The organism is Synechococcus sp. 60AY4M2 (genome assembly GCF_002760375.1).
Taxonomy (GTDB): domain Bacteria; phylum Cyanobacteriota; class Cyanobacteriia; order Thermostichales; family Thermostichaceae; genus Thermostichus.
This window is the reverse complement of sequence record NZ_AUMZ01000001.1, coordinates 353,901-373,591: the sequence shown is the minus strand read 5'-3', so window position 1 is coordinate 373,591 and position 19,691 is coordinate 353,901. Positions and strand designations below refer to the sequence as shown.

Below are 19,691 nucleotides of genomic sequence, written 5' to 3'. Positions count from 1 at the left end.
TGCTTAAGAAAGTCAGCAGAACCTTGGGGCTTTGCCTTCAGGAACTGTCTAGAGGCGCTTTGACAACGCCGTTACGGGTTCTTTTGTGGACTGCGTAAGAATCCCCTGGGTGGGAGTGTCAAGACAAAAGGGATCCCTGCCAAGCCGCCTTATTCCAAGCAAGTTCTGGGCGAGATCAAGGCACCTACAAAAAAGGATGAGACCCATACCGCTACGCCATCCATCTCCAAAGCGGTTTCGAGCCCAGCCAGCTAGCTGAGCTTTTGAATGGGCGCGATGCGGGGATCCAAGATTTTCTGCTGGCCGATGGCGGGAAACCTCACCGCCAGGGTGATCCGTTCGCCGCTGCCGAACACGTGGGTAATTTGCCCCTGTCCGAATTGGGGATGTTGCAGGCGATCCCCAACGGCCCACTGGGAGGAACGGCCTTGGCGGCGAGCAGCCTTTGCTTTGGGCGTGGCCGCAGCCGTGTTGTCGGCGGAGAACGAAAGCCCCCTGCCTTTTTCCCATTGGATCAGCTCTTGGGGCAGCTCACTCAAAAATAGGGAAGGGATGGCGGGCTCGCGGTTGCCGTAGAGCCGCCGCTCGCTGGCGTGGCAGACAAACAATTGCTCGCGGGCGCGGGTGATGCCCACGTAGCAGAGGCGCCGTTCTTCTTCCAGCGCGGCAGGATCCTCCAAAGCGCGAAAATTGGGAAACAGGCCTTGTTCCAACCCCACCAAAAACACCACCGGGAACTCCAGCCCTTTGGAAGCATGCAACGTCATTAGCGAAACTTTCTCAGCTCCCTCCTGAAGGGTGTCCAAATCGGAAGCTAAAGACACATTGCTCAAGAAAGCCTCGAGGCTGGGATCCTCCTGTTCTTCTTCAAATTGGCGGGCGGCATTGTAGAGTTCCATCACGTTGGCGATCCTTTCCTCGGCCTCTTCTGTGCCCTGGGCCTTGAGATCTTCCAGATAGCCGCAATCCCGCAGCAGCCCCTCCAGAAGGGCGGCAGCCGAAACCTGGGCCATCTGTCTGTGCCAATGCTGGATAAGCTGGGCAAACTGGAGAACCGGCTTGGCCGAACGCCCCAGCAGGTTGGTAACAGAGGCCTCGTCGCTGAGGATAGTCCACAGGGGCACATTTAAGGCAGCCGCCGCTTCGCTTAGCTTGTCCAGAGTGGACTTGCCGATGCCCCGCCGCGGCACATTGATAATGCGCAACAGGCTAAAAGAATCGGCAGGGTTGAGCACAACCCGCAAATAGGCCAGCACATCCTTAATCTCTTTGCGATCGTAAAATCGCAGCCCCCCCACCACCGTGTAACGGATCCCCCACCGCAGCAAAACCTCTTCAAAAGGGCGAGATTGGGCATTGGTGCGGTAGAGAATGGCAAAATCTCCCCAGGAAGAGTTGGGATTTTGGCTGTGTAATCGCCGGATGGTATTGACCACAAACTCGGCCTCGGCCATTTCGTCCTCCGCCTGGTAGCAAACGATGGGATGGCCGGGGGGGCGAGTTGGCCGGAGAATTTTATCGATGCGCTCGGTGTTTTTCTCAATCAGGACGTTAGCCGCCTGCAAAATCGTGGCGGTGGAGCGATAGTTTTCTTCCAATTTGATCAGGGTGCGGGTATCGTCGTCCGGCAGGCCATCGCCAAAGGTCTCTTGAAACTCCAGCAAAATGGTGAAATCGGCCCCCCGAAAGCGATAGATGCTTTGATCTGCATCGCCCACCACAAAGAGGGAGCGATTGGTCCAGTCCCACTCGGAGCGGCGGGTCTCGCCGTTGGTGGCCAGGAGCCGGATCAGCTCGTACTGGGTGCGGTTGGTATCTTGGTATTCGTCCACCAAGATGTGCCGAAAGCGCTGGTGCCAGTAGGCCAAAACCTGCTCATTTTGGCGGAAAAGTTGCACCGGGATCCAAATTAAGTTGTCGAAATCGAGGGCATTATTGGCCGCCAGTTGATCTTCGTAGAGCTCGTAAACCTGAGCGAGGATGCGACCTCGGAAATTGGGCTGGTGGCGCTCCAGATCGGCAGGGGTCCAACCTTGATTTTTGGCATTGCTAATGGCATAGCGCACCGATCTTGGATCGAACTTGCGCTCATCTAAGTTGAGTTGCTTAGTTACAATCTCTTTAACCAGGGATTGGGCGTCCGATTCATCGAAAATCGAGAAGTTGCGAGTCCACTTTCGTCCCTTGGGATCCTGATATTTTTCGATCTCCAGGCGCAGGATCTGGGCAAACAAGCTGTGAAACGTGCCGATCCAAAGGGGTTTGATCCAACGGTGGTAGACCGCCGATTTCAGCCGCGTCGCCTGGGCCGGCTCCAATTGCGCCAAGGGGATCCCGAATTGCTCCTGGGCCTCTTGCTCGGCAAAGAGCCGTTCGATGCGCTCTTTCATTTCGCGGGCGGCCTTGTTGGTAAAGGTCACGGCCAAAATCTCCTCCGGATCCACCCGGTAGTGGCGGATGAGGTGGGCGATGCGATAGGCGAGGGTGCGCGTCTTGCCGGAACCTGCCCCCGCCACCACCAGCAAAGGGCCACAAAAATGGTGCACCGCTTGCCGTTGAGCAGGGTTGAGGGCATCCAACAAACAGGCGTGAGTCATAGTCGGCAAAGCAGAAACTGCTTTCCATTATGGGCGCCAACCCAATGGGGACGAGAAGCCAAAGGGCATTCTGGAGCGCCAAAGATGAAGATCGGTTAAGATTTGGCCGGCCCACCTCCAGAACTCCCCGCCATGAACCGAGGACTGTCCTGCTGCTGTGCCCTGGCTAACCGCTGCTGGCTTTGCGTTCAAAAGAGACTTGTGGCTTTGGGGTTTGCCACCCTTGCCCTGCTTTCTCAAGGTGCGTTCGATCCCGCCCAAGCTGGCAACTGCCCCAGCAACGGCAACCCCAAAACATCTCTTGACCTCAAGGTGGAAAGCGTTTCTGGGGATCGGCTTGACCTAAGTCGGTATGAGGGCATTCAAGCGCTGATCTTGACCAACAGCCAAACCCGCTCGCAATCGGAAGCCCTCTCCAAAAGTTTGGCCCTCGAGTTTGGGCGAAACCCTCGGCTGCGCCAGATCGTGCTGGTGGATGGCAGGGGGCTGCTGTTGGTGCGAAATTTGGTTTTGCAGGCCATCCGGGAGAGTGTACCGACGGATCCCCGCCTGGTTTCTCCGTTTGTGTATGTCTCGGTCGATTTTGAGGGAGCAACCATCCAGAAGCTGCAAGAAATAGCCGCTGCAGCTTTGCCTGGGATCAATTTTCGCCAACAGGCCGCTTTGCTGCTTTTGGACGGCCAGGGAACTCTTCTGAGCGGATTTGCCGACTTGGAGCAATCCAACCTCAGCATTCGCCGGTGCATTCGCACCCTCATGGGATAGTCCCACTTCCCTTTCACACCGGCAACGCCTCTTTTCTGCTGCTCTGGCCCAAGCCATTAAACTGGTCATACCGGTCATGTTGAAGCTTGAAGTCAACCGGTCGAACGACGGCTCTCTGTTCGCGGGATCCCATGCGCCGCCAGCTCAAAATCTTGAACCAAATCCTCGATTACAAGCTTGCCAACTTGCGGCTGTTTGGCCGAGCCGAGCTGAAGGGGCCTGTTCTCAACGTGCTGCTGGAACGGCTGCCGGGCGATGTGGTGGATACCCTGCAGGTGATGGAGGTGGTGCGCAGTGCGGTGGAAGCCTCTCTGCTGCAAGGGTTGCGCAAGGTCAACGTTTACCTTTGGTGCCGCGGACAAACTGAAGAAGCGCCGGAGTGGAGCGAAAGCTTTGCTGTAGAGCCATTGGTCTTGGCCCACCCCAAGGAGCTCCGAAGCCTTGCTTTCAACTATCGACAAGACTATCCCGGCATGCGGGTGCTGTTTTTCTGCCTGGGCCTTTGTCTGGGCGGCTTTTACCTGTTGGGGGGCTGGGAGCAGACAGGTTGGATCGATTGGATCCCCGTAGGACTGGCCTTCGCCTTGGGGGTGATCTTCCCCTGGCTCAAACGCTCCCTCAGCCAGTTTGTACACCCTCTATTTCTCCGCCTTGGCCTGGGCTTGGGCTTGGTCTTATTGGGCCTGGCAGTGGCGCTGATCTGGCGGCAGGGCTGGAGCGTTGCCTATGGGATCCTCGGCCTCCTGGCCATCCTCCTGTTGGGTCTGGGAGCCTAGTTCTCAACCGGCAGTGGTGCCGCTGAAGACGTGTAGGGCAGGGCCGGTCATCCACACGTGCTGTGTGCTCGGATCCCAGCGAATTTCCAGATTTCCTCCCGGCAGTTCTACTGTAGCTTGCGATTCTGCGCGCTCCTCCAAAACAGCAGCCACCAAAACAGCACAGGCACCCGTCCCACAGGCCAGCGTCGCCCCTGCCCCCCGCTCCCAAACCCGCAGCCGCAGGTAATTTGGGCCGAGCACCTGGGCAAATTCGGTGTTGGTGCGCTCGGGAAAAGCCGGGTGATGCTCAAACAGGGGGCCCACCCTTTCCAAGTCCAGCTCTTCCAGGGATCCCCCTTCTTCCAAAAAGACCACACAGTGGGGGTTGCCCATGCTCACCGCCGTCACCGCCCACTCCCGCCCGCCTACCTGCAGGGGCTGCCGCACCACCTTTTCCTCTGGTTTGGCCAGCGTGGTGGGGATCTGCCCGGCCAAGAGGCGAGGGATCCCCATGTCCACTGTTACCAAGCCATCGGGCCGCACCTGCGGCACGATCCGCCCCGCCAAGGTGTGGATCTGGTAGGCGCCGTCCTGGCCAGGGATCCCCAGATCCTGCAAAAAGCGGGCCAAACAGCGGATGCCGTTGCCGCACATCTCCGCCTCCGAGCCGTCGCTGTTGAACAGGCGCATGCTGAAGTCGGCCCCCTCCTGCCCCGGCAGCAGAAAGATAACCCCATCGGCCCCCACGCCAAAGCGGCGGTTGCAGAGGGCAACGGCTTCCTCAGGCGTCAGACAGGGCTGCGGCTGGTGGCGGTTGTCCACCAAGATAAAGTCGTTCCCCAGCCCCTGGTATTTGTGGAAGGAGAGACGGGAGGGCAACCGAACAGGCATGCAGCGGAACCGCACAACAACCGGCTTCAATCCTCGTGCATCTCGTAGGGATCCTGCAAGTTTTTGGAAGGGGGGCCAAAGGCGGTGTAGATGGCAAAGGCGGTGATGCAGATGGTTATTGCCGCAATGGCCACAACCAGCGAAAGGGTGGATTCCATGGTTAGCTCTTCAGTTCTGAGAGAATCTCCCTACATATTACACAAGTTTACAATTCATTGCCGGCGGCAAAGGGGAGTGACCAGATTCTGTTAGCGTGATTTTAAAAGGAGGTTGTCTGGCTGGGATCTGCCGCCGTGCTGACCTCCAAGTTGGCAAACCTGTCCTCTCTTTGACCTATCGCGAGAACCTATGGCGATTCGTACCAAACTGGGCGATCTGCTGCGTCCTCTCAACTCGGAATACGGCAAGGTGGCCCCTGGCTGGGGCACCACGCCTTTGATGGCGGTCTTTATGGTGCTGTTCGGCATCTTCTTGCTGATCATCCTGCAGATCTACAACAAGTCGCTGCTCCTGGAAGACATCAACGTCTCCTGGGAGAGCCTCAGCTTCTAGGGCTCCTGGCTGCCGCGGGCTGTCTAGGTGGTGTACTCGGCGTTGATGCGCACGTAGTCGTAGCTGAGGTCACAGCCCCAGGCAACGCCCTGGCCAGATCCCTGGTGGAGGTCTACCGTAAAGGTTACGGGATCCCCTCTCTTTAGGTACTCAGAGGCCGCCTGGCGATCAAAAGCCAGAGGCATTCCCCCCTGCAGCAGCAGAAAATCCCCCAGGCGAACCTCCAAGCGACGGCTGTCAAAGGGGATCCCAGCCCGTCCGGCGGCGGCGGCCACCCGGCCCCAGTTGGGATCGTTGCCAAAAACTGCCGCCTTCACCAGGGGAGAGCTGGCAATGACACGGGCTATCTGCCGAGCTGACCTGTCGTCGGGGGCGCCCTGCACCCGGATCTGCAACAACTTGGTGGCTCCCTCGCCGTCGCGGGCGATGGCCTTAGCCAGGTGAATGCAAACCTGGACAACCATCTCGGCGAGGGCTTGGGCAGCTCTCGTGCCAGCTTGCAGGGTGGGAATCCCACTTTGGCCGTTGGCCAGAGCCAGCACCATGTCGTTGGTGCTGGTATCCCCGTCCACGGTGATTTGGTTAAAGCTGAGGTCAACCGCCTCTTTGAGGATCTGCTGCCAGAGGGGAGGATCCACGGCTGCATCGCAGGTTAGGAAAGCTAACATCGTCGCCAAGTTGGGGTGGATCATACCGGATCCCTTGGCGATGCCTCCCAGCCTGACGGTGTAGCCGTCGATCTCGGCCTCCAGGGCTGTACTCTTGGTCACCAGGTCGGTGGTGAGGATGGCGCGGGCGGCGCTCTCTCCTCCTGTCGGCGAGAGGCTGTCGATCAGGCGGGGCAGGGCCGCCTCGATTTTGGCCATTTCCAATTGCCGCCCGATCACCCCTGTCGAGGCAGTGAGCACCTGTTGGGCCGGGATCCCCAGCCGTTCTCCTACCCAGAGGGCCAGTTGGGCGTTGTTGCGCTCCCCCTCTTCTCCTGTACAGGCGTTGGCTTGGCCGGCATTGCAGAGAATGGCCCGCACCGGCTGCCCTTGGGCGAGGATCCCTTGGTTGTAGGTAACACAGGCGGCCTTGACCTGGTTGCTGGTGAAAACGCCAGCCCCCACCGCCTCGCAGTCGGAAACAATTAGGGCGAGATCGGCAGCGCCGGAGGGCTTGAGGCCAGCAGCCACGCCAGCAGCGCGGAACCCTCGCGGGGCGGTAACGGCGCCTGCAACCCGTTTAAATTGGGATCCCATAGATTCTGGGGCCAGGGGGTGATCGGCACTATCATACCGGCTTGGCGCTCAGATCGGGGTTGAGGGCCAGGGTTGGCAACTGGCAAGTTTTGCCCGAGAAACTCTCTGGAAACCAGGTCGGGGGGTGTAGCTGTGCCTACCGCAGCAGAGGCGACAGATAGTGTTGTTTTAATGATAATGTGCGCCCTTCTCTTTCTGGATTGGGAAGGGATCCCTTTGCCCTCTGCTCTAGGAACCGCGAGCCATGCCCGCCCCTGTCATTACCCTTAACCATGTCAGCAAGGTCTATGCCAATGGCACGGTGGCTTTGCAAGACATGAACATGGCCATCCAGGAGGGGCAGTTCGTCAGCTTGGTGGGGCCCTCTGGCTGTGGGAAAAGCACGGTGCTGCGGCTGATCGCAGGGTTAGGTGACCTAACCACTGGCTCTATCGAGTGGGGGCAAAACACCTCCCAAGGGAAGCCCAAATTGGCCTTTGTGTTTCAGGAGCCGGCCCTCATGCCCTGGGCAACGGTGATGGACAATGTGCGCCTGCCCCTGAAGTTGGCCGGTGAGCCTCGGCCAAAAGCCGATCGAGAGGTTTTGGAAGCCCTCCACCTGGTGGGCTTGCGGGGGTTTGAGCGCCATTTTCCCCGCGAGCTGTCCGGCGGTATGCGCATGCGGGCTTCCATTGCCCGCGCCTTGGTAACCAAGCCGCAGGTGTTGCTGATGGACGAGCCTTTTGGTGCTTTGGATGAGATCACCCGCAGCAAGCTGAACGGCGAACTGCTGGAGTTGTGGCAGGAGAAGCGCTGGACGGTGATTTTTGTTACCCACAACATTTACGAGGCCGTCTATCTGTCCAACCGCGTGGTGGTGATGGCAGCCCGCCCAGGGCGGGTGGTGGCGGATATCCCCATTGAGGCGCCCTACCCCCGCTCGGAAGAGTTTCGCACCTCGCCCCTTTACAACGACTATTGCCGGGAGGTCGCGACCCGTTTGCGGGAGGCCATGCACGACACGGAGCGGGATCCCTGCCTGCACCCCCTCTCCGCCGGACGGCTGGGCTGACGGGATCCCCCTTTGGCAGCATTCCCGGTGTTAGAGCCCCTTGATTCCCCCTACCCTATGCTGAGTCCTTTCAGTTTCCTTCTCGATTGGCTGTCTCGCTGGCTGGGATCCCTGCTTGGCGCGCCAGAGCGCCCCTTTGGGCTCTGGCTGGATGGGGAGCTGCCTCGGCTGAGCAGCGCGGTGGAAGAACAACTCAGGCCCCAACCCACCGATGCGGCTAAGGTACCTGGCTCTGCGCCGCCGACCTCTGGGCAAGGGTTGGATCTGCGCAAGTGGTTCAACCTGGACGTGATTGCCCCTGGGATCGTCGGGATCCTTTTTCTGGTGGGCTGGGAAGTGGCCGTGCGGCTGACGGGGGTGCCTCCCTATCTATTGCCGGGGCCGATTTTGGTGGCGCAAACCCTGGTGCGGGAGTGGGGATCCCTTTTCCCTTCCCTTTTGATCACCCTACAAATTACGGTGGTGGCGTTCCTTTTGGCCACAGTCTCGGGGCTTTTGCTGGCGATTTTGTTTGCCCAGAGCAAATGGATTGAGCGCAGCCTCTTTCCCTATGCGGTGATTTTGCAAACAACACCCATCGTTTCCATCGCGCCGTTGATCATCATCTGGCTGCGCAACAACACCTTTGCTGCGATGGTGGTTTGCGCTTGGATTGTCGCCTTTTTCCCCATTATCTCCAACACCACCCTGGGATTAAACAGTGTCGATCACAACCTGCTCAACCTGTTTCAACTGTACAAGGCCAATCGCTGGCAAACCTTGATCTACTTGCGTCTGCCCAGTGCCCTGCCCTACTTCCTGGGAGGTCTGCGCATTAGCGGCGGCCTTTCTTTGATCGGGGCCGTGGTGGCGGAGTTTGTCGCCGGCACCGGTGGGCAACGGGCCGGGATCGCCTACCAAATCTTGATCTCCAGCTTTAATTTGCAGGTGCCTCGCATGTTTGCCGCCTTGGTGCTGGTTACCGGCCTAGGGATCCTGATCTTTGTGGCCTTGAGCGCTTTGTCGGACAAGATACTGGGCAGGTGGCACGAGAGCGCTGTGCGCCGCGAGAACTAATTTTTGCCATAGAGCCGGCAGAAGCGGTTTCGCAAAAGGCAAGAACTGGGAATTCCCGGCAACAAAAAGGCTCAGGTTGCAGCCCTGAGCCCATCTTGACCTGTTATTGGCAGATGCCAGGAACCAGACTCGAACTGGTGACACGAGGATTTTCAGTCCTCTGCTCTACCAACTGAGCTATCCCGGCTCTGGGACTATCATTTTAGAATGCCAAGAGGGCTTTTGGCAACAGGTGGCAACCCTCGCTTTAGCCAATTAGCTTTTCCAGGGCATCCATCTGGGGGATGCAGAGGATGTCCCGCTGCCGATCCCGGCGGATCAGCTCCTCCTGCTCCAGCTTAGACAAGACACGGGTAACCGTTTCCCGGGCCAGGCCACTCAAGCTGCTCAGCTCCCGGTGGGGCAAATTGGGAATTTCTACCCCCTTGCAACCGACCCGCCCGCGGGACTCCGCCAAGAAGAGCAGGATATCGGCGACGCGAGCGACGCTGCTGGCCTCCCGCAATTGCAGGCGACGGTTGATCTGCCGTAAACGTCGCGACAAGAGCTGGGCAAGGCGGATGGCAACCTGCGCATCGGCAGCCAAAAGGGCCAGAAAGTTCTGGGCCGACAGAGAGCAGACCTTGGTGGCTGTCAGGGCAATCACATCGCTGGAACGGGGCGCCTCGTCCAAGGCGGCCATTTCCCCGAAGATCTCCCCTGGGCCAAGAATGGTGAGGGTAACCTCCCGGCCCTCCAGATCGTGAGTGCGAATCTTGACCCAACCCTCCAGGATGAAATAGACGGCGTTGCCCCAGTCGTTCTGTAGCAGGATGGCCTGGTTAACAGGGTGGGAGCGCAGCAACATCTGGCGGGCCAGCGGCTCGAGCACCTCAGGGGAAAAGCCTTCAAACAGAAACATCAGGCGTAAATCTTCAGCCGTTACCTCGCTCACTGGGGTCTCCTCCTGCACCGCCTCGATTCTTGCCCAACTCTCTTCCCAGAGAAAAACTCTTCACCTGACCGCCGCCTGAGATCAGCAGGGGCTGCGGTCAGCCTCTAACCCGGAAACGGCAGCATGCGCTTTGCCGGTAACCTTGGTCAGTTGGAGTCGAGACCTAGATCTGCTGCAGTTGCGCTTGCCAATCTTGGCTGGTATCCAAAACCTGCAGCAAGCGCCGCTCCCCCTCGGAAAAATCCTGCCACTGCGCCTGCTGCTGGGCAAGGAGATCGGCGGTGGCATCGGCAATGTCGGCGAGGTTCAGCGGCTCACCCAGGCTCGAAGCAGGGAGCGTTCGCCGTTGCAGCCGCTCGCGGAGGACAGGTTCAGGGGCGTGGCAGTAGAGGATGCACAACGGGATCCGGCACCGTTGGGCTTGTTCAATTGCCATGCCCCGCAGCGCTTGCCGGTCAAACTTGGCGTCCAGAATCACGCTGTAACCTTCCCGGGCCAACTCCACTCCCAATTGCACCAGGCGGCGATAAGTCCTGTCGGTCATCTCGGGCGTATACACCTCTGGCCCCCCTCGCTGCCGCAGAGGGATCCCAGCCAAATGCTTGCGCACGGCGTCGGAGCGGATGTGGATGGCCCCTCGCTGTCGGGCCAGGTGGCGGGCCACCGTGCTTTTGCCCGCTCCCGACAGGCCGGCCATCAGAAACAACTGCCCCTGTTTGGGCAGCGTGTATTCCCAGGCCAGTCGGTAGTAGCGGGCGGCAGTGTGGAAGGCATTGGCTTTGGCAGCTTCCGAGGCGGCAGGATCGTCTAGCAAAAAAGAGGTGACCTTGGCCCGCACGTAGGCCTGGCGATTGAGGTAAATGGGCAAGATCTTGAGTCCTTCCCAATCGCCTGTCTCTTCCAGATAGCTGTTCAAATAGGCGTTGCCCAGATCGGGGCGATGGCGGGCATCCAGATCCATCACTGCATAGGATACGTCGTACATCGTATCCACAAAGCGGAAGGCCTCGTTGAACTCAATGCAATCAAACAGCAAGATCTGGCCTTCCCACCAACAGAGGTTGCCAAGATGCAGATCCCCGTGGCCTTCGCGGATGCGGTCTTGCTCAATTCTCTGGTAAAACAGCTCCTGTCGCTCGGCAAAAAAGCGATCCGTGTAGGCTTGGGTCTCCCGATATTGATCTGCCGTCTGAGGGCCGCCAATGTAGCGCTGGGTTTGGGCGTAATTCTCGTCGAAAGCCTGCCGCACCTGCTCTGGCCGGCCAAAGCTGCGGATGTAGTCGTTGGTCTCCGCCTGGGCGTGAAAGGCCGCCACCACCCGTCCTAGCTCCTCCATTAAGAGTGGCGTCAGCTCCCCCCGCTCGAGGAGGTTGCTAAAGAGTTGCTCTTGAGGAAACTGCCGCATTTTGAGGGTGTACTCCACGGGCTCGCCACTGCCGTCAAGCTGAAACCGGCCCTCGGCTTGCACAATGGGCAACACCTGTAGATAAAGCCCTGGCGCTCCGCGCTGGTTCAGGCGCAGCTCTTCTTGACAAAAGTAGCGTCGCCGCTCCAGGGTGGTGAAATTCAAAAAGCCAAAATCCAGAGGCTTCTTCACCTTATAGGCGTAGTTCCCTGTCAAGAAAATGTAGGAAATGTGGGTTTGGACGAGCTGAATCGGCTCCCGCACCGGATGGGGGTAAAACCCCGGATCCAACATCGCTTGGATTAGCGGCGGCAGGTGGGCATCGGCCATAAAGATGGAGACGGAAAAGTCAGGGATCCCCATTTTCCTCCAAATTGCCCTCAGCTTAGTCTCCCAAGGGCAGGGCGGCCGCTTGCGGTGAAAGACGGATAATGCTGATCCCCTGTTTAACCAAAGTATCTTGAGCGGCAGCAGAGAGGGCGTAGGGCCAGACCAGATACTTAGTGTTGATGTAGTCTCGCCCCCGCTTGGCCAGGCTCACCTGTTCAGAGAGCATGCGCACCTCCGGCCCGCGGGTGATGATGGCCTCGGCGCGGCGGATGCGCTGCATCAGTTGGCTGAACAGCTCTTGGGGCTGCTGCACGAAGACCACAATGGCCAAGTCACAGGGGTTGTAGTAGTTGCCACTGCCGCAGAGGAGCAGGGCCTCGCTGGCGAGAACAAGGGTCTCCTGGTCTCCCAGAGCCACCACCGGGTAGAGAAAGGTGCGCACGTCCTCCGGCTGCCAGTGATTGAAGGAGTAGCTGTCCACCTCTCCCCGCACCCAAGAGGAGATGGCCGGAAAAACCGCCTCGCTCAGCAGCCGATAGGCCGTCTGCGGTCGCCCTAGCCAGCAGAGGGCATTCTCGTAGAAGCTCTCGTTCTCCAACAGGTGAGGGGTGAGGGGAGCGGCCATAGACTCGGATCTGGGCAGGGCCTCCTCCAGCATGCCTAGTCGGAGATGGTTAAGGCAATTTTGCCCAAAACGGATCCCTGTTCCAGCAGCCGGTGAGCGGCAGCCGCTTCGGCCAGGGGAAAGGTGTGGCTGAGCCGGATGCGCAGTTGGCCCTGGTCGATGAGGCGGGCGCACTGCCGGAGGATCTCCGCCTGGTTTTGCCGAGCAACGATGAGGTTCTTCAGCATAGGGGTGAGCATCAGCTCAAAGCTCACTCGCAAGTTGCGGTCGCGGGCCACCCGCCAATCGGTCTCTGGAGCTGGCGCCAGCAGGGTCACGAGATCGCCGTACACGCGCACGGCAGGGAAGGTCTGCTCCAGCACTGGGCCGCCAAGGGTATCGAGAGCAAGATCCACTCCCTCCTCCTCCGTCCAATCCAGAACGGCCCGCACAAAGTCGGTCTGGCGATAGAAGATGGGCAAGCTGGCCCCCAGCAAACGGACAAACTCGGCCTTTTCCGGCGTGCTCACGGTGGTAGCCACTTGGCATCCCCGCAGACGGGCCAGTTGGACGGCCACATGGCCAACACCCCCTGCCCCGGCGTGGATGAGCACCTTTTGGCCGGCCTGCAGCCGTCCCCGGTCGTAGAGGGCTTCCCAGGCGGTGATCAGCACCAGGGGAGCGGCGGCAGCCTCGGCAAAGCTGAGGGTTCTGGGCTTGGGAGCGACGAAGCGCTCATCGACCACGATTAGCTCGGCGTAGTTCCCCGCCTCTCTGCCCAGGCCGCCGTGGCAGAAGTAAACTTCGTCCCCAACCCGAAACTGCCTGACCCCAGATCCCACGGCTTCTACAACGCCGGCGCCATCGCATCCCAAAATGGCCGGCATCTCCTCGGGGTAGAAGGTGCCTCGCCGCCGCAGCTTGGTGTCGATGGGGTTGACGCCGGCGGCCTTGAGGCGGACACGCAGCTCCCGCTCGCCGCGAATCTGCGGGTCGGGCACCTCCTGCAGTTGCAAAACCTCCGGCCCACCCGGCACGCTCATGAGGATGGCTTTCATCTTCTCAAGTGTTCAGGCTCGGTTTGCTCGACTTGCTGCCCCGCGATTGCCGCCGCGCTCCTGAGGATACACCGGCAAGGGGGTCTCTGAACAATGGTTAGTAGCATAAGCCAAGAGAACCGCTCCAGGGATCCCTTGCCCTAAACTAAGCTTCGGAGTTGTGGAGGCAAGCGGTAGCCCATGCCCGCAGGTGGTTCTGGCTCTCTCGGCGGCAAGGCACGGTCAAAAGCAACTAGAGCTGGCCTGGGATCGCGCTCCTGGCTCGGCTGGGGTAACCCAGCCTATTGGGATGCTGCTGGGCTGATGCTCCTGGGGAGCCTGCTCATCGTCTACCGCTGGCGGGGCACCCTGCTGCTGTTGATTAACCCCGCCTATGTAAACGTGGCTCTGCTGGCCGGCCTGTGCCTGCTGGGCCTGGGGATTGGCCGGTGGCGGGGGGCCAAAGTCGCGCCCTCGGAAAGCCATGTCTCCCTGTTGGGGTCGCGCCTGGGGGCGGCGCTCTTGATCCTGACGGCGCTGCTGGGGTTTTGGGTCGAGCCCCGTCCCCTCTCCAGCCAGACGGCCCTCAACCGGGGGGTATCTCCCTATTTGGGTGCCTCTCGCAGCCAGCCGCAGGCTTTTCGTCCCAAGATTGATCCACGCCAGCGCACCCTGCTGGACTGGGTGCGCACCCTGGATGTCTACCCGGATCCCTATACCTATGAAGGCCAGCCGGTGCAGGTGCAGGGGTTCGTCGTTCCTGACGAGCAACCTGACCACTTTGTCATCGCTCGCTTTTTGGTGAGTTGCTGCGCTGCCGATGCCTACCCGGTCGGCTTGCCGGTGCGCTGGCCCCGCTCGGAGGAACTGGCTCCGGACAGTTGGCTGCGTCTGGAAGGGCGGATGGCCGTGGAGCAACGGGATGGCCAGCCTCAGTTGGTGATCCTGGCCGATCAGGTGGAGCCAATACCGGTGCCGGCCAATCCCTACGCCGACGAGTAGGTTAGATGTCGGTTTCGCTGAGTTTAGCGCTCATGTAATCGAAGGGCTCGGCCACAAAGCTGTAATCCTCGTCGGAGCCGAGCAGCTCCAGGGTGCGCTGCTTCATGTTCTGGATCCCGATCACTGTCGGGGCAATCGGCACCCCCAGGGAGTTGTAGGTTTCCCGCAGACCAGCCAGGACGCGCTCGTCCAAGATGCTGGTATCAGCGGCCACCAGGGCGTAGGAAGCGTAGCGCAGGAAGTAGTCCATATCCCGCAAACAGGTGGCGTAGCGGCGGGTGGTATAGGCGTTGCCGCCCGGACGGATTAGATCCGGCACCTGGGCAAACATGGCCGCAGCAGCCGTCTTGACAATGTCCACCGAGTTGAGGTTAATCACCTGCACGGCCTGGATGCGCCGCAGACCCGAATCGTAAAAGGCCTTGAGCGCGTCCATGGCATTCCGATCCAAGTAGCGGCCGGCCAGGTCATAGGTTTTGATCAGTGTGGTTACGGCATCCCGCATATCCCCAACTCCCTTCCTGTAACTCTATGTAAAAGTAGCTTGAGATGAGAATTTTGCCGGCAACGTCCAAAGGCCAACCTTGGAAAATCGAGCCAGAGCCCAACACCGGCAGCGCTCCGAGCTCCCCGCTTGCCCCCAGAAGTTTAGCATGCGGGGGGTTCTTTCCCGCCTTCTCCTCAGCCAATGGCAGATGTTGTTACGAAAATGTAACTTTTCTGCAACGCTCTAGGGATCCGGCAGCAACACCCGCAGCGGCTTGAGCTGACCTGCTTGGCTGTGCCCCAAGCCCAAAAATTCTCCCTCTCCGCTCATGACCCGCAGGGTCTCGGCAGTGGCCTGAGCCGGATCCAGAGGAATGGCCTGACCTTGTCGCCAGCGCTGCGCCTCAGCCGGAGATAAGAATACTGAGTTCCAACTGCGAAATCCCCACTCAATCGGCAACAGGGCAGCAGCGGGATCGGCGGATCCCTGCCACTGCTCCAGGGGCAGGCTCTCTTCGCTGCGAAAAGGGCCACTTTGCAGCCGTCGCAGGCGGCTCATCAAGCCTCCGCAGCCCAATTTCTCCCCCACGTCGCGGGCGAGGGCGCGGATGTAGGTGCCGGGGCCACAGGCGATCTCCAGATCCACTTCCGGGAACTCGCCAGAGCGCCAGCCCAAGATCTGCAGGTGTCGAATCACTACTCTCCGCGGCTCCAGCCCCAGTTCTGCCGCCTCTGCCCCGGCCCGGGCCAGCTCGTAGAGCTTTTTCCCCTGCCGCTTGATGGCGCTGTAAAGAGGCGGCACCTGCCAGATCTCGCCGACAAACTCCCGCAGACATTCCTCCACCTGCTCGCGGCTCAGCTCCGGACAAGGGGATCCCACCTGGATCTGCCCCTCGGCATCGTCGGTGTCGCTGCGCTGCCCAAAGCGAAAGGTGGCCCGATAGACCTTGTCCCCCGACAAAAACGCCAAAAAGCGCGTCGCCCGCCCCACGGCAATGGGCAGAACTCCCGTTGCCGCCGGATCCAAAGTGCCGCCATGCCCCACCTGGCGGGTGCGCAAGACCCGCCGCACCACCGCCACACAGTCGTGGGAGGTGAGCCCGGCCGGCTTATCCAGGTTGAGAAAGCCCTCCAGGGATCCCATGCTGCCCATCACCCATCAGTCATTGATCAGTAATTAAGATTTGTAACCGAACTGCCGCAGCGCTTAACATAGGGTTGATTTCTGTCTGCGAGTTGGAAGCACCTATGGCGCAATCTGGCCTGTTTCCTCAGCCTATCTGGCAACGCCTGTTGATGATCGCCCCTTTTTTCCTGTGGGGCTCGGCGATGGTGGCCATGCGAGATGCCCTCTCCGAGACCACTCCTCTCTTCATGGCCATTCTGCGGCTGTTGCCAGCCGGGATCCTGGTTTTAGCCTTTCGGCTTTGGCAAGGGCGGGCCTCTGCGGCCTCTCAGCCCTGGCATCCCCAGGGGCTGCGGGGGTGGCTGTGGGTCTTGGCCTTTGCCCTGGTGGACGGCACCTGTTTTCAGGGATTTTTGGCGCAAGGGTTGAGAGAGACCGGCGCCGGGCTGGGATCCGTGCTGATCGACTCGCAGCCGCTGGCGGTGGCCCTGATGGCCACCTGGTTTTACCGGGAGCGGATGGGATCCCTGGGCTGGCTGAGTCTGGGGCTGGGCGTGCTCGGTATCAGCCTTATCGGCCTCGGCGGGGAAGGATCCCTGCAGGTGGGGGCCGGCGTGGTCTGGATGTTGCTGGCTTCCCTGTCGATGGCCATTGGCACCGTGATGATGCCGAAGGTGGCGGAGGTGGCGGATCCGGTGTTGGCGACAGGCTGGCACATGGTATTGGGCAGCCTGCCCTTGATCCTGCTCTCGGCGCTAACAGAAAGCGAGCAATGGCAGCACCTGAGCGGCGCCCACTGGCTGGGCCTGCTCTACGCTTCGGTGATGGGGAGCGCCGTGGCCTACGCCCTCTTCTTCTACTTCGCCTCTCAGGAAAATCTCACCGAATTCAGCTCCCTCACGTTTCTCACCCCCATCTTTGCCCTCCTCTTCGGCAGTACCTTCCTGGGCGAGACCCTGACGCCGGTGCAATGGGTGGGAGTGGGCATTACCCTGGTCTGCGTGTATGTCATCAACCACCGGCAGGAGTGGCAGGAGCGCCTGCGCCTGGCCTGGCCAGGGATCCTCTCGGAGCTGGGCCTGGAGTTCAGCACCGTCGAGATCCGCGATGGCCGACCCGACTAAGGGAGCCTTCTCCTAGGGGGGCAGAAACCCCATGGCATCCCGCGCTTTTTGGAGGGTTTGCTCGGCCACGGCACGGGCCTTGGCGGCATTTTCCCGCATCAGCCCGTGGAGGTAGTCGGGGTCACTCGAGAGCTCCCGGTAGCGCTTTTGAATGGGCTCCAGGGTGGCGATAATGCTGTCGGCGAGGAGGGGCTTGAACTGTCCCCATCCCATCTCGGCGCACTCAGCCGCCACCTCCTCCTTGCTTTTGCCGGAGGTGAGCATGTAGATCGTCAGCAAATTGTGGGCCTCCGGGCGTGCCGGGTCGTCGAAGGCAATGCCCCGAATCGAGTCGGTCTTGCATTTTTGGATCTTCTTGCGGATCGTGTCGGGGTCGTCTAGCAAGTGAATGCGGCTGAAATCCGAGGGATCCGACTTAGACATTTTGCGGGTGCCATCGGTCAAGCTCATGATCCGCGCCCCCTGCGGGCGAATCAGCGCCTCTGGGATCACAAACACCTCCCCAAAGCGGTCGTTAAAGCGGCGGGCAATGTCCCGACACAGCTCGATGTGCTGCCGCTGATCCTCCCCTACCGGCACATACTTGGGCTGGTAGAGGAGAATATCCGCTGCCTGCAAAATCGGGTAGCTGAACAGGCCAACACTCGTTTCCTCTCCCTGCTTCTCTTTTTTTTCCTTGTACTGGATCATGCGCTCCGCCCAGTTCATAGGGGTGATGGTGGTGAACAGCCAGGCCAGCTCCGTGTGGGCGGGCACGTGGGACTGCACAAACAGCACACAGTGCTCCAGGCTGAGGCCACAGGCCAGGTAGAGAGCAAACAAAGAACGGGTGCGCTCCCTCAGCAGCTTGGGATCCTGGGGCACAGTAATGGCATGTTGATCCACAATGCAGAAGAAGTTCTCGTAGCGCTCCTGCTCGGCCACCCAGTTTTTAATGGCCCCCAAGTAATTGCCCAGGTGCAACTCGCCGGAGGGCTGGATTCCAGAAAGCGTGCGCGGCTTGGCCATAGGAAAAGCGATCTCAAACGCCAACAAGAGGGAGGACGAGAACCAAGAAAGTCTTTGTTCAGGATATCAAGAGAGCCGCAACCCGTTGGTTTATGAGGGAAGAAAGACAGCAACCCGAAACCATGGCAGACCCGGAGCCAGAACTGCTGCGTGCTGCCAACCACTACGTGCTGCTGATCCCGGGCCTGCCAGAGCAATTTCTCACCCCCGAGGAATTGCAGGAGTTCCTTGTGCGGCTGTTGCAGGAGCACCCCCATCTGGTGGATGCAGATCTGGCCCGCTATCCCACCCCTCAAGCCCAGGCGCAACGGCTCATCGACACGGCCTGTGAGGTGGAGGTCTCCCCTGGCGAAACCGTGCAGTGGCATCCTGTACGCCTGCGCAAGCGCCCCTCAGCTTCTTCTCGCCCCGGCCAGCATCCGGCTTGAGGCCACGCACGGGATCCCATAGGCATGCTACAACCCAAAGAAGAGATACCCTGTCCTGCGCTCTAAGGGGGTCAATCATGCCGCGCAGCATGAAGAACGACAACTTCATCGACAAAACCTTCACCGTCATGGCTGACCTGATCCTGAAGCTGATGCCGGGGGTGAGTCCTGAGCAGAAGAAGGCCTTTGCCTACTACCGGGACGGCATGGCGGCCCAGAGCGAGGGAGAATATGCCGAGGCTCTAGAAAACTACCGAGAAGCCCTGGCCCTGGAGCAAGACGACGAAGACCGCAGCTACATCCTCTACAACATGGGCCTGATCTACCAGAGCAATGGCGAACTGGACAAAGCCCTGGAGTACTACCACCAGGCCCTGGAGCTGAACCCCCGCCTCTGTTCTGCCCTAAACAACATTGCCGTCTTGCTGCACCACAAGGGCGAGCAGAGCCTGCAGGCCGGGGATGAGGAGACGGCAGAGGCCCTGTTCGATGAGGCGGCTCAATACTGGATCCGCGCCATTCGCATTGCCCCCAACAACTACATCGAGGCGCAAAACTGGCTCAAGACCACGGGACGCGCCAACCTGGAGCTGTATTGAGTCTTCCCCCAAGTACCCCAGTTCAGCTAGATTGACCAGAAGTCAAACCTGCTGGCGGAAAGGAAGGATGCTGACACGAGAAGAGGTGCAACATGTTGCCCACCTGGCGCGGCTGGAGCTTACGGAAGAAGAGGAAATCCAGTTTACCGAGCAACTGGCCGATATCTTGGCCTACGTGGAGCAACTGAAAGAACTGGATACGGAAGGGGTAGAGCCCACCTTTCATGTGCTGGATGCGGAGCTGCCCACTCGCCCCGACCAAGTGGAGCCCTACCCCAATATCGAAGGGATCCTGGCCAACGCTCCCGACCGCGCTGACATGTTCTTCAAGGTGCCCCGCATCCTAGAAGGGGAAGATTAGCCCAACTGGCAAGCCCTGCAGCTATGAGCTACAGCAGCTTTTGCTCTTTGGGGGGGGAGGAGGCACATCCAGGGCCGGGTTGCACTCGAAGAAGCCCAACGGCTTGAGCAGAAAGCCGATGTAGCTAACCGGCATCACCGGCCAGTCTTCGGTGCGGGGGAAATGGTTGCAGCCAAAGCTGTACCAGAGCACCAGGCGGGTATTCTCAAGCGAGCGGTTGGCTTGCGTCCATCAGAACCTCTGGGGTACTCCCGCCACAGCGCAGCTTGGCGGGATGGAGGATAGGCGGTGAGACGAAGGGGTTCAATGCCCCTGAGTCTCACAATCTGGGCG

Annotated in this window: 21 protein-coding genes, 1 tRNA gene and 1 pseudogene; 10 read left to right on the top strand and 13 right to left on the bottom strand. The window is 60.0% G+C overall.

Going from position 1 to position 19,691, the window contains the following annotated elements; all coding sequences use genetic code 11:
- Nucleotides 1-251: 251 nt before the first annotated feature.
- Entirely contained in the window at nt 252-2,597 is a 2,346-nt protein-coding gene (gene pcrA, locus SYN60AY4M2_RS01640; RefSeq protein WP_099812156.1) for a DNA helicase PcrA, read from the bottom strand.
- A 201-nt stretch (nt 2,598-2,798) separates the two neighbouring features.
- Between pcrA and SYN60AY4M2_RS01635 the strand changes: the two genes are divergently transcribed.
- Nucleotides 2,799-3,362, top strand: coding sequence for a hypothetical protein (locus SYN60AY4M2_RS01635; protein ID WP_099812155.1), 564 nt, complete (start codon nt 2,799-2,801; stop codon nt 3,360-3,362).
- Nucleotides 3,363-3,448: 86 nt separating this feature from the next.
- Nucleotides 3,449-4,138, top strand: a complete 690-nt coding sequence (locus SYN60AY4M2_RS01630; protein WP_240527676.1) for a hypothetical protein — start codon at nt 3,449-3,451, stop codon at nt 4,136-4,138.
- Nucleotides 4,139-4,141: 3 nt separating this feature from the next.
- Here SYN60AY4M2_RS01630 and dapF read toward each other — a convergent pair whose 3' ends face one another.
- Nucleotides 4,142-5,011 carry a diaminopimelate epimerase gene (gene dapF / locus SYN60AY4M2_RS01625; RefSeq protein WP_099813192.1) on the bottom strand — a complete coding sequence of 290 codons (870 nt, stop codon included), beginning with the start codon at nt 5,009-5,011 and terminating at the stop codon, nt 4,142-4,144.
- A gap of 26 nt (nt 5,012-5,037) precedes the next feature.
- Nucleotides 5,038-5,169, bottom strand: a complete 132-nt coding sequence (psbN, locus tag SYN60AY4M2_RS01620; RefSeq protein ID WP_011430180.1) for a photosystem II reaction center protein PsbN — start codon at nt 5,167-5,169, stop codon at nt 5,038-5,040.
- Between the two features lie 190 nt (nt 5,170-5,359).
- Here psbN and psbH point away from each other — a divergent pair, with 190 nt between their 5' ends.
- Nucleotides 5,360-5,563: a photosystem II reaction center protein PsbH gene (psbH, locus tag SYN60AY4M2_RS01615; protein WP_011430181.1), complete on the top strand. Its 204-nt coding sequence runs from the start codon at nt 5,360-5,362 to the stop codon at nt 5,561-5,563.
- Nucleotides 5,564-5,586: 23 nt separating this feature from the next.
- Here psbH and argJ read toward each other — a convergent pair whose 3' ends face one another.
- Entirely contained in the window at nt 5,587-6,807 is a 1,221-nt protein-coding gene (gene argJ, locus SYN60AY4M2_RS01610; protein ID WP_011430182.1) for a bifunctional glutamate N-acetyltransferase/amino-acid acetyltransferase ArgJ, read from the bottom strand.
- A gap of 244 nt (nt 6,808-7,051) precedes the next feature.
- On the opposite strand from argJ, the gene SYN60AY4M2_RS01605 reads away from it, so the two are divergent.
- Both SYN60AY4M2_RS01605 and SYN60AY4M2_RS01600 read left to right on the top strand, forming a co-directional pair.
- The gene (locus tag SYN60AY4M2_RS01605) at nt 7,052-7,858 is read left to right on the top strand and encodes an ABC transporter ATP-binding protein (protein ID WP_099812154.1); all 807 of its coding nucleotides are present in this window, start codon (nt 7,052-7,054) and stop codon (nt 7,856-7,858) included.
- 57 nt (nt 7,859-7,915) lie between these two features.
- Entirely contained in the window at nt 7,916-8,914 is a 999-nt protein-coding gene (locus SYN60AY4M2_RS01600; protein WP_228375483.1) for an ABC transporter permease, read from the top strand.
- Between the two features lie 114 nt (nt 8,915-9,028).
- On the opposite strand, the gene SYN60AY4M2_RS01595 is transcribed toward SYN60AY4M2_RS01600, so the two are convergent.
- The 5 genes from SYN60AY4M2_RS01595 to SYN60AY4M2_RS01575 form a co-directional block, all read right to left on the bottom strand.
- A tRNA-Phe gene (locus SYN60AY4M2_RS01595) sits at nt 9,029-9,101 on the bottom strand.
- 60 nt (nt 9,102-9,161) lie between these two features.
- The gene (locus SYN60AY4M2_RS01590) at nt 9,162-9,815 is read right to left on the bottom strand and encodes a Crp/Fnr family transcriptional regulator (RefSeq protein WP_011430185.1); all 654 of its coding nucleotides are present in this window, start codon (nt 9,813-9,815) and stop codon (nt 9,162-9,164) included.
- Between the two features lie 196 nt (nt 9,816-10,011).
- Nucleotides 10,012-11,616, bottom strand: a complete 1,605-nt coding sequence (locus tag SYN60AY4M2_RS01585) for an AAA family ATPase (RefSeq protein ID WP_228375484.1) — start codon at nt 11,614-11,616, stop codon at nt 10,012-10,014.
- A gap of 22 nt (nt 11,617-11,638) precedes the next feature.
- A complete protein-coding gene (locus tag SYN60AY4M2_RS01580) occupies nt 11,639-12,208 on the bottom strand; it encodes a hypothetical protein (RefSeq protein WP_011430187.1) in 570 nt (189 codons plus the stop codon).
- 35 nt (nt 12,209-12,243) lie between these two features.
- Entirely contained in the window at nt 12,244-13,245 is a 1,002-nt protein-coding gene (locus tag SYN60AY4M2_RS01575) for a zinc-dependent alcohol dehydrogenase family protein (protein WP_011430188.1), read from the bottom strand.
- A gap of 303 nt (nt 13,246-13,548) precedes the next feature.
- On the opposite strand from SYN60AY4M2_RS01575, the gene SYN60AY4M2_RS01570 reads away from it, so the two are divergent.
- On the top strand, nt 13,549-14,226 hold the full coding sequence (locus SYN60AY4M2_RS01570) for a TIGR03943 family protein (protein WP_011430190.1): 678 nt from the start codon (nt 13,549-13,551) through the stop codon (nt 14,224-14,226).
- Between the two features lies 1 nt (nt 14,227).
- Here the strand turns inward: SYN60AY4M2_RS01570 and apcB are convergent, their stop codons facing one another.
- On the bottom strand, nt 14,228-14,731 hold the full coding sequence (gene apcB, locus SYN60AY4M2_RS01565) for an allophycocyanin subunit beta (protein WP_011430191.1): 504 nt from the start codon (nt 14,729-14,731) through the stop codon (nt 14,228-14,230).
- 225 nt (nt 14,732-14,956) lie between these two features.
- A complete protein-coding gene (gene truB / locus SYN60AY4M2_RS01560) occupies nt 14,957-15,856 on the bottom strand; it encodes a tRNA pseudouridine(55) synthase TruB (RefSeq protein WP_011430192.1) in 900 nt (299 codons plus the stop codon).
- Nucleotides 15,857-15,960: 104 nt separating this feature from the next.
- On the opposite strand from truB, the gene SYN60AY4M2_RS01555 reads away from it, so the two are divergent.
- Nucleotides 15,961-16,962 (top strand): EamA family transporter, encoded by a 1,002-nt coding sequence (locus tag SYN60AY4M2_RS01555; protein ID WP_206336903.1) that lies wholly within the window; start codon nt 15,961-15,963, stop codon nt 16,960-16,962.
- Between the two features lie 12 nt (nt 16,963-16,974).
- Here the strand turns inward: SYN60AY4M2_RS01555 and trpS are convergent, their stop codons facing one another.
- Nucleotides 16,975-17,970 (bottom strand): tryptophan--tRNA ligase, encoded by a 996-nt coding sequence (trpS, locus tag SYN60AY4M2_RS01550; RefSeq protein ID WP_011430194.1) that lies wholly within the window; start codon nt 17,968-17,970, stop codon nt 16,975-16,977.
- Between the two features lie 122 nt (nt 17,971-18,092).
- Here trpS and SYN60AY4M2_RS01545 point away from each other — a divergent pair, with 122 nt between their 5' ends.
- The 3 genes from SYN60AY4M2_RS01545 to gatC all read left to right on the top strand — a co-directional run bounded on the left by SYN60AY4M2_RS01545 (nt 18,093) and on the right by gatC (nt 19,358).
- Entirely contained in the window at nt 18,093-18,398 is a 306-nt protein-coding gene (locus SYN60AY4M2_RS01545; RefSeq protein ID WP_099813191.1) for a chlororespiratory reduction protein 7, read from the top strand.
- 77 nt (nt 18,399-18,475) lie between these two features.
- Nucleotides 18,476-18,997: a photosystem I assembly protein Ycf3 gene (locus SYN60AY4M2_RS01540; RefSeq protein ID WP_011430196.1), complete on the top strand. Its 522-nt coding sequence runs from the start codon at nt 18,476-18,478 to the stop codon at nt 18,995-18,997.
- Between the two features lie 67 nt (nt 18,998-19,064).
- On the top strand, nt 19,065-19,358 hold the full coding sequence (gatC, locus tag SYN60AY4M2_RS01535) for an Asp-tRNA(Asn)/Glu-tRNA(Gln) amidotransferase subunit GatC (RefSeq protein WP_011430197.1): 294 nt from the start codon (nt 19,065-19,067) through the stop codon (nt 19,356-19,358).
- A gap of 21 nt (nt 19,359-19,379) precedes the next feature.
- On the opposite strand, the pseudogene SYN60AY4M2_RS01530 reads toward gatC, so the two are convergent.
- Nucleotides 19,380-19,577 (bottom strand): annotated as a pseudogene (locus SYN60AY4M2_RS01530) (hypothetical protein); the annotation flags it as partial.
- Nucleotides 19,578-19,691: the final 114 nt, after the last annotated feature.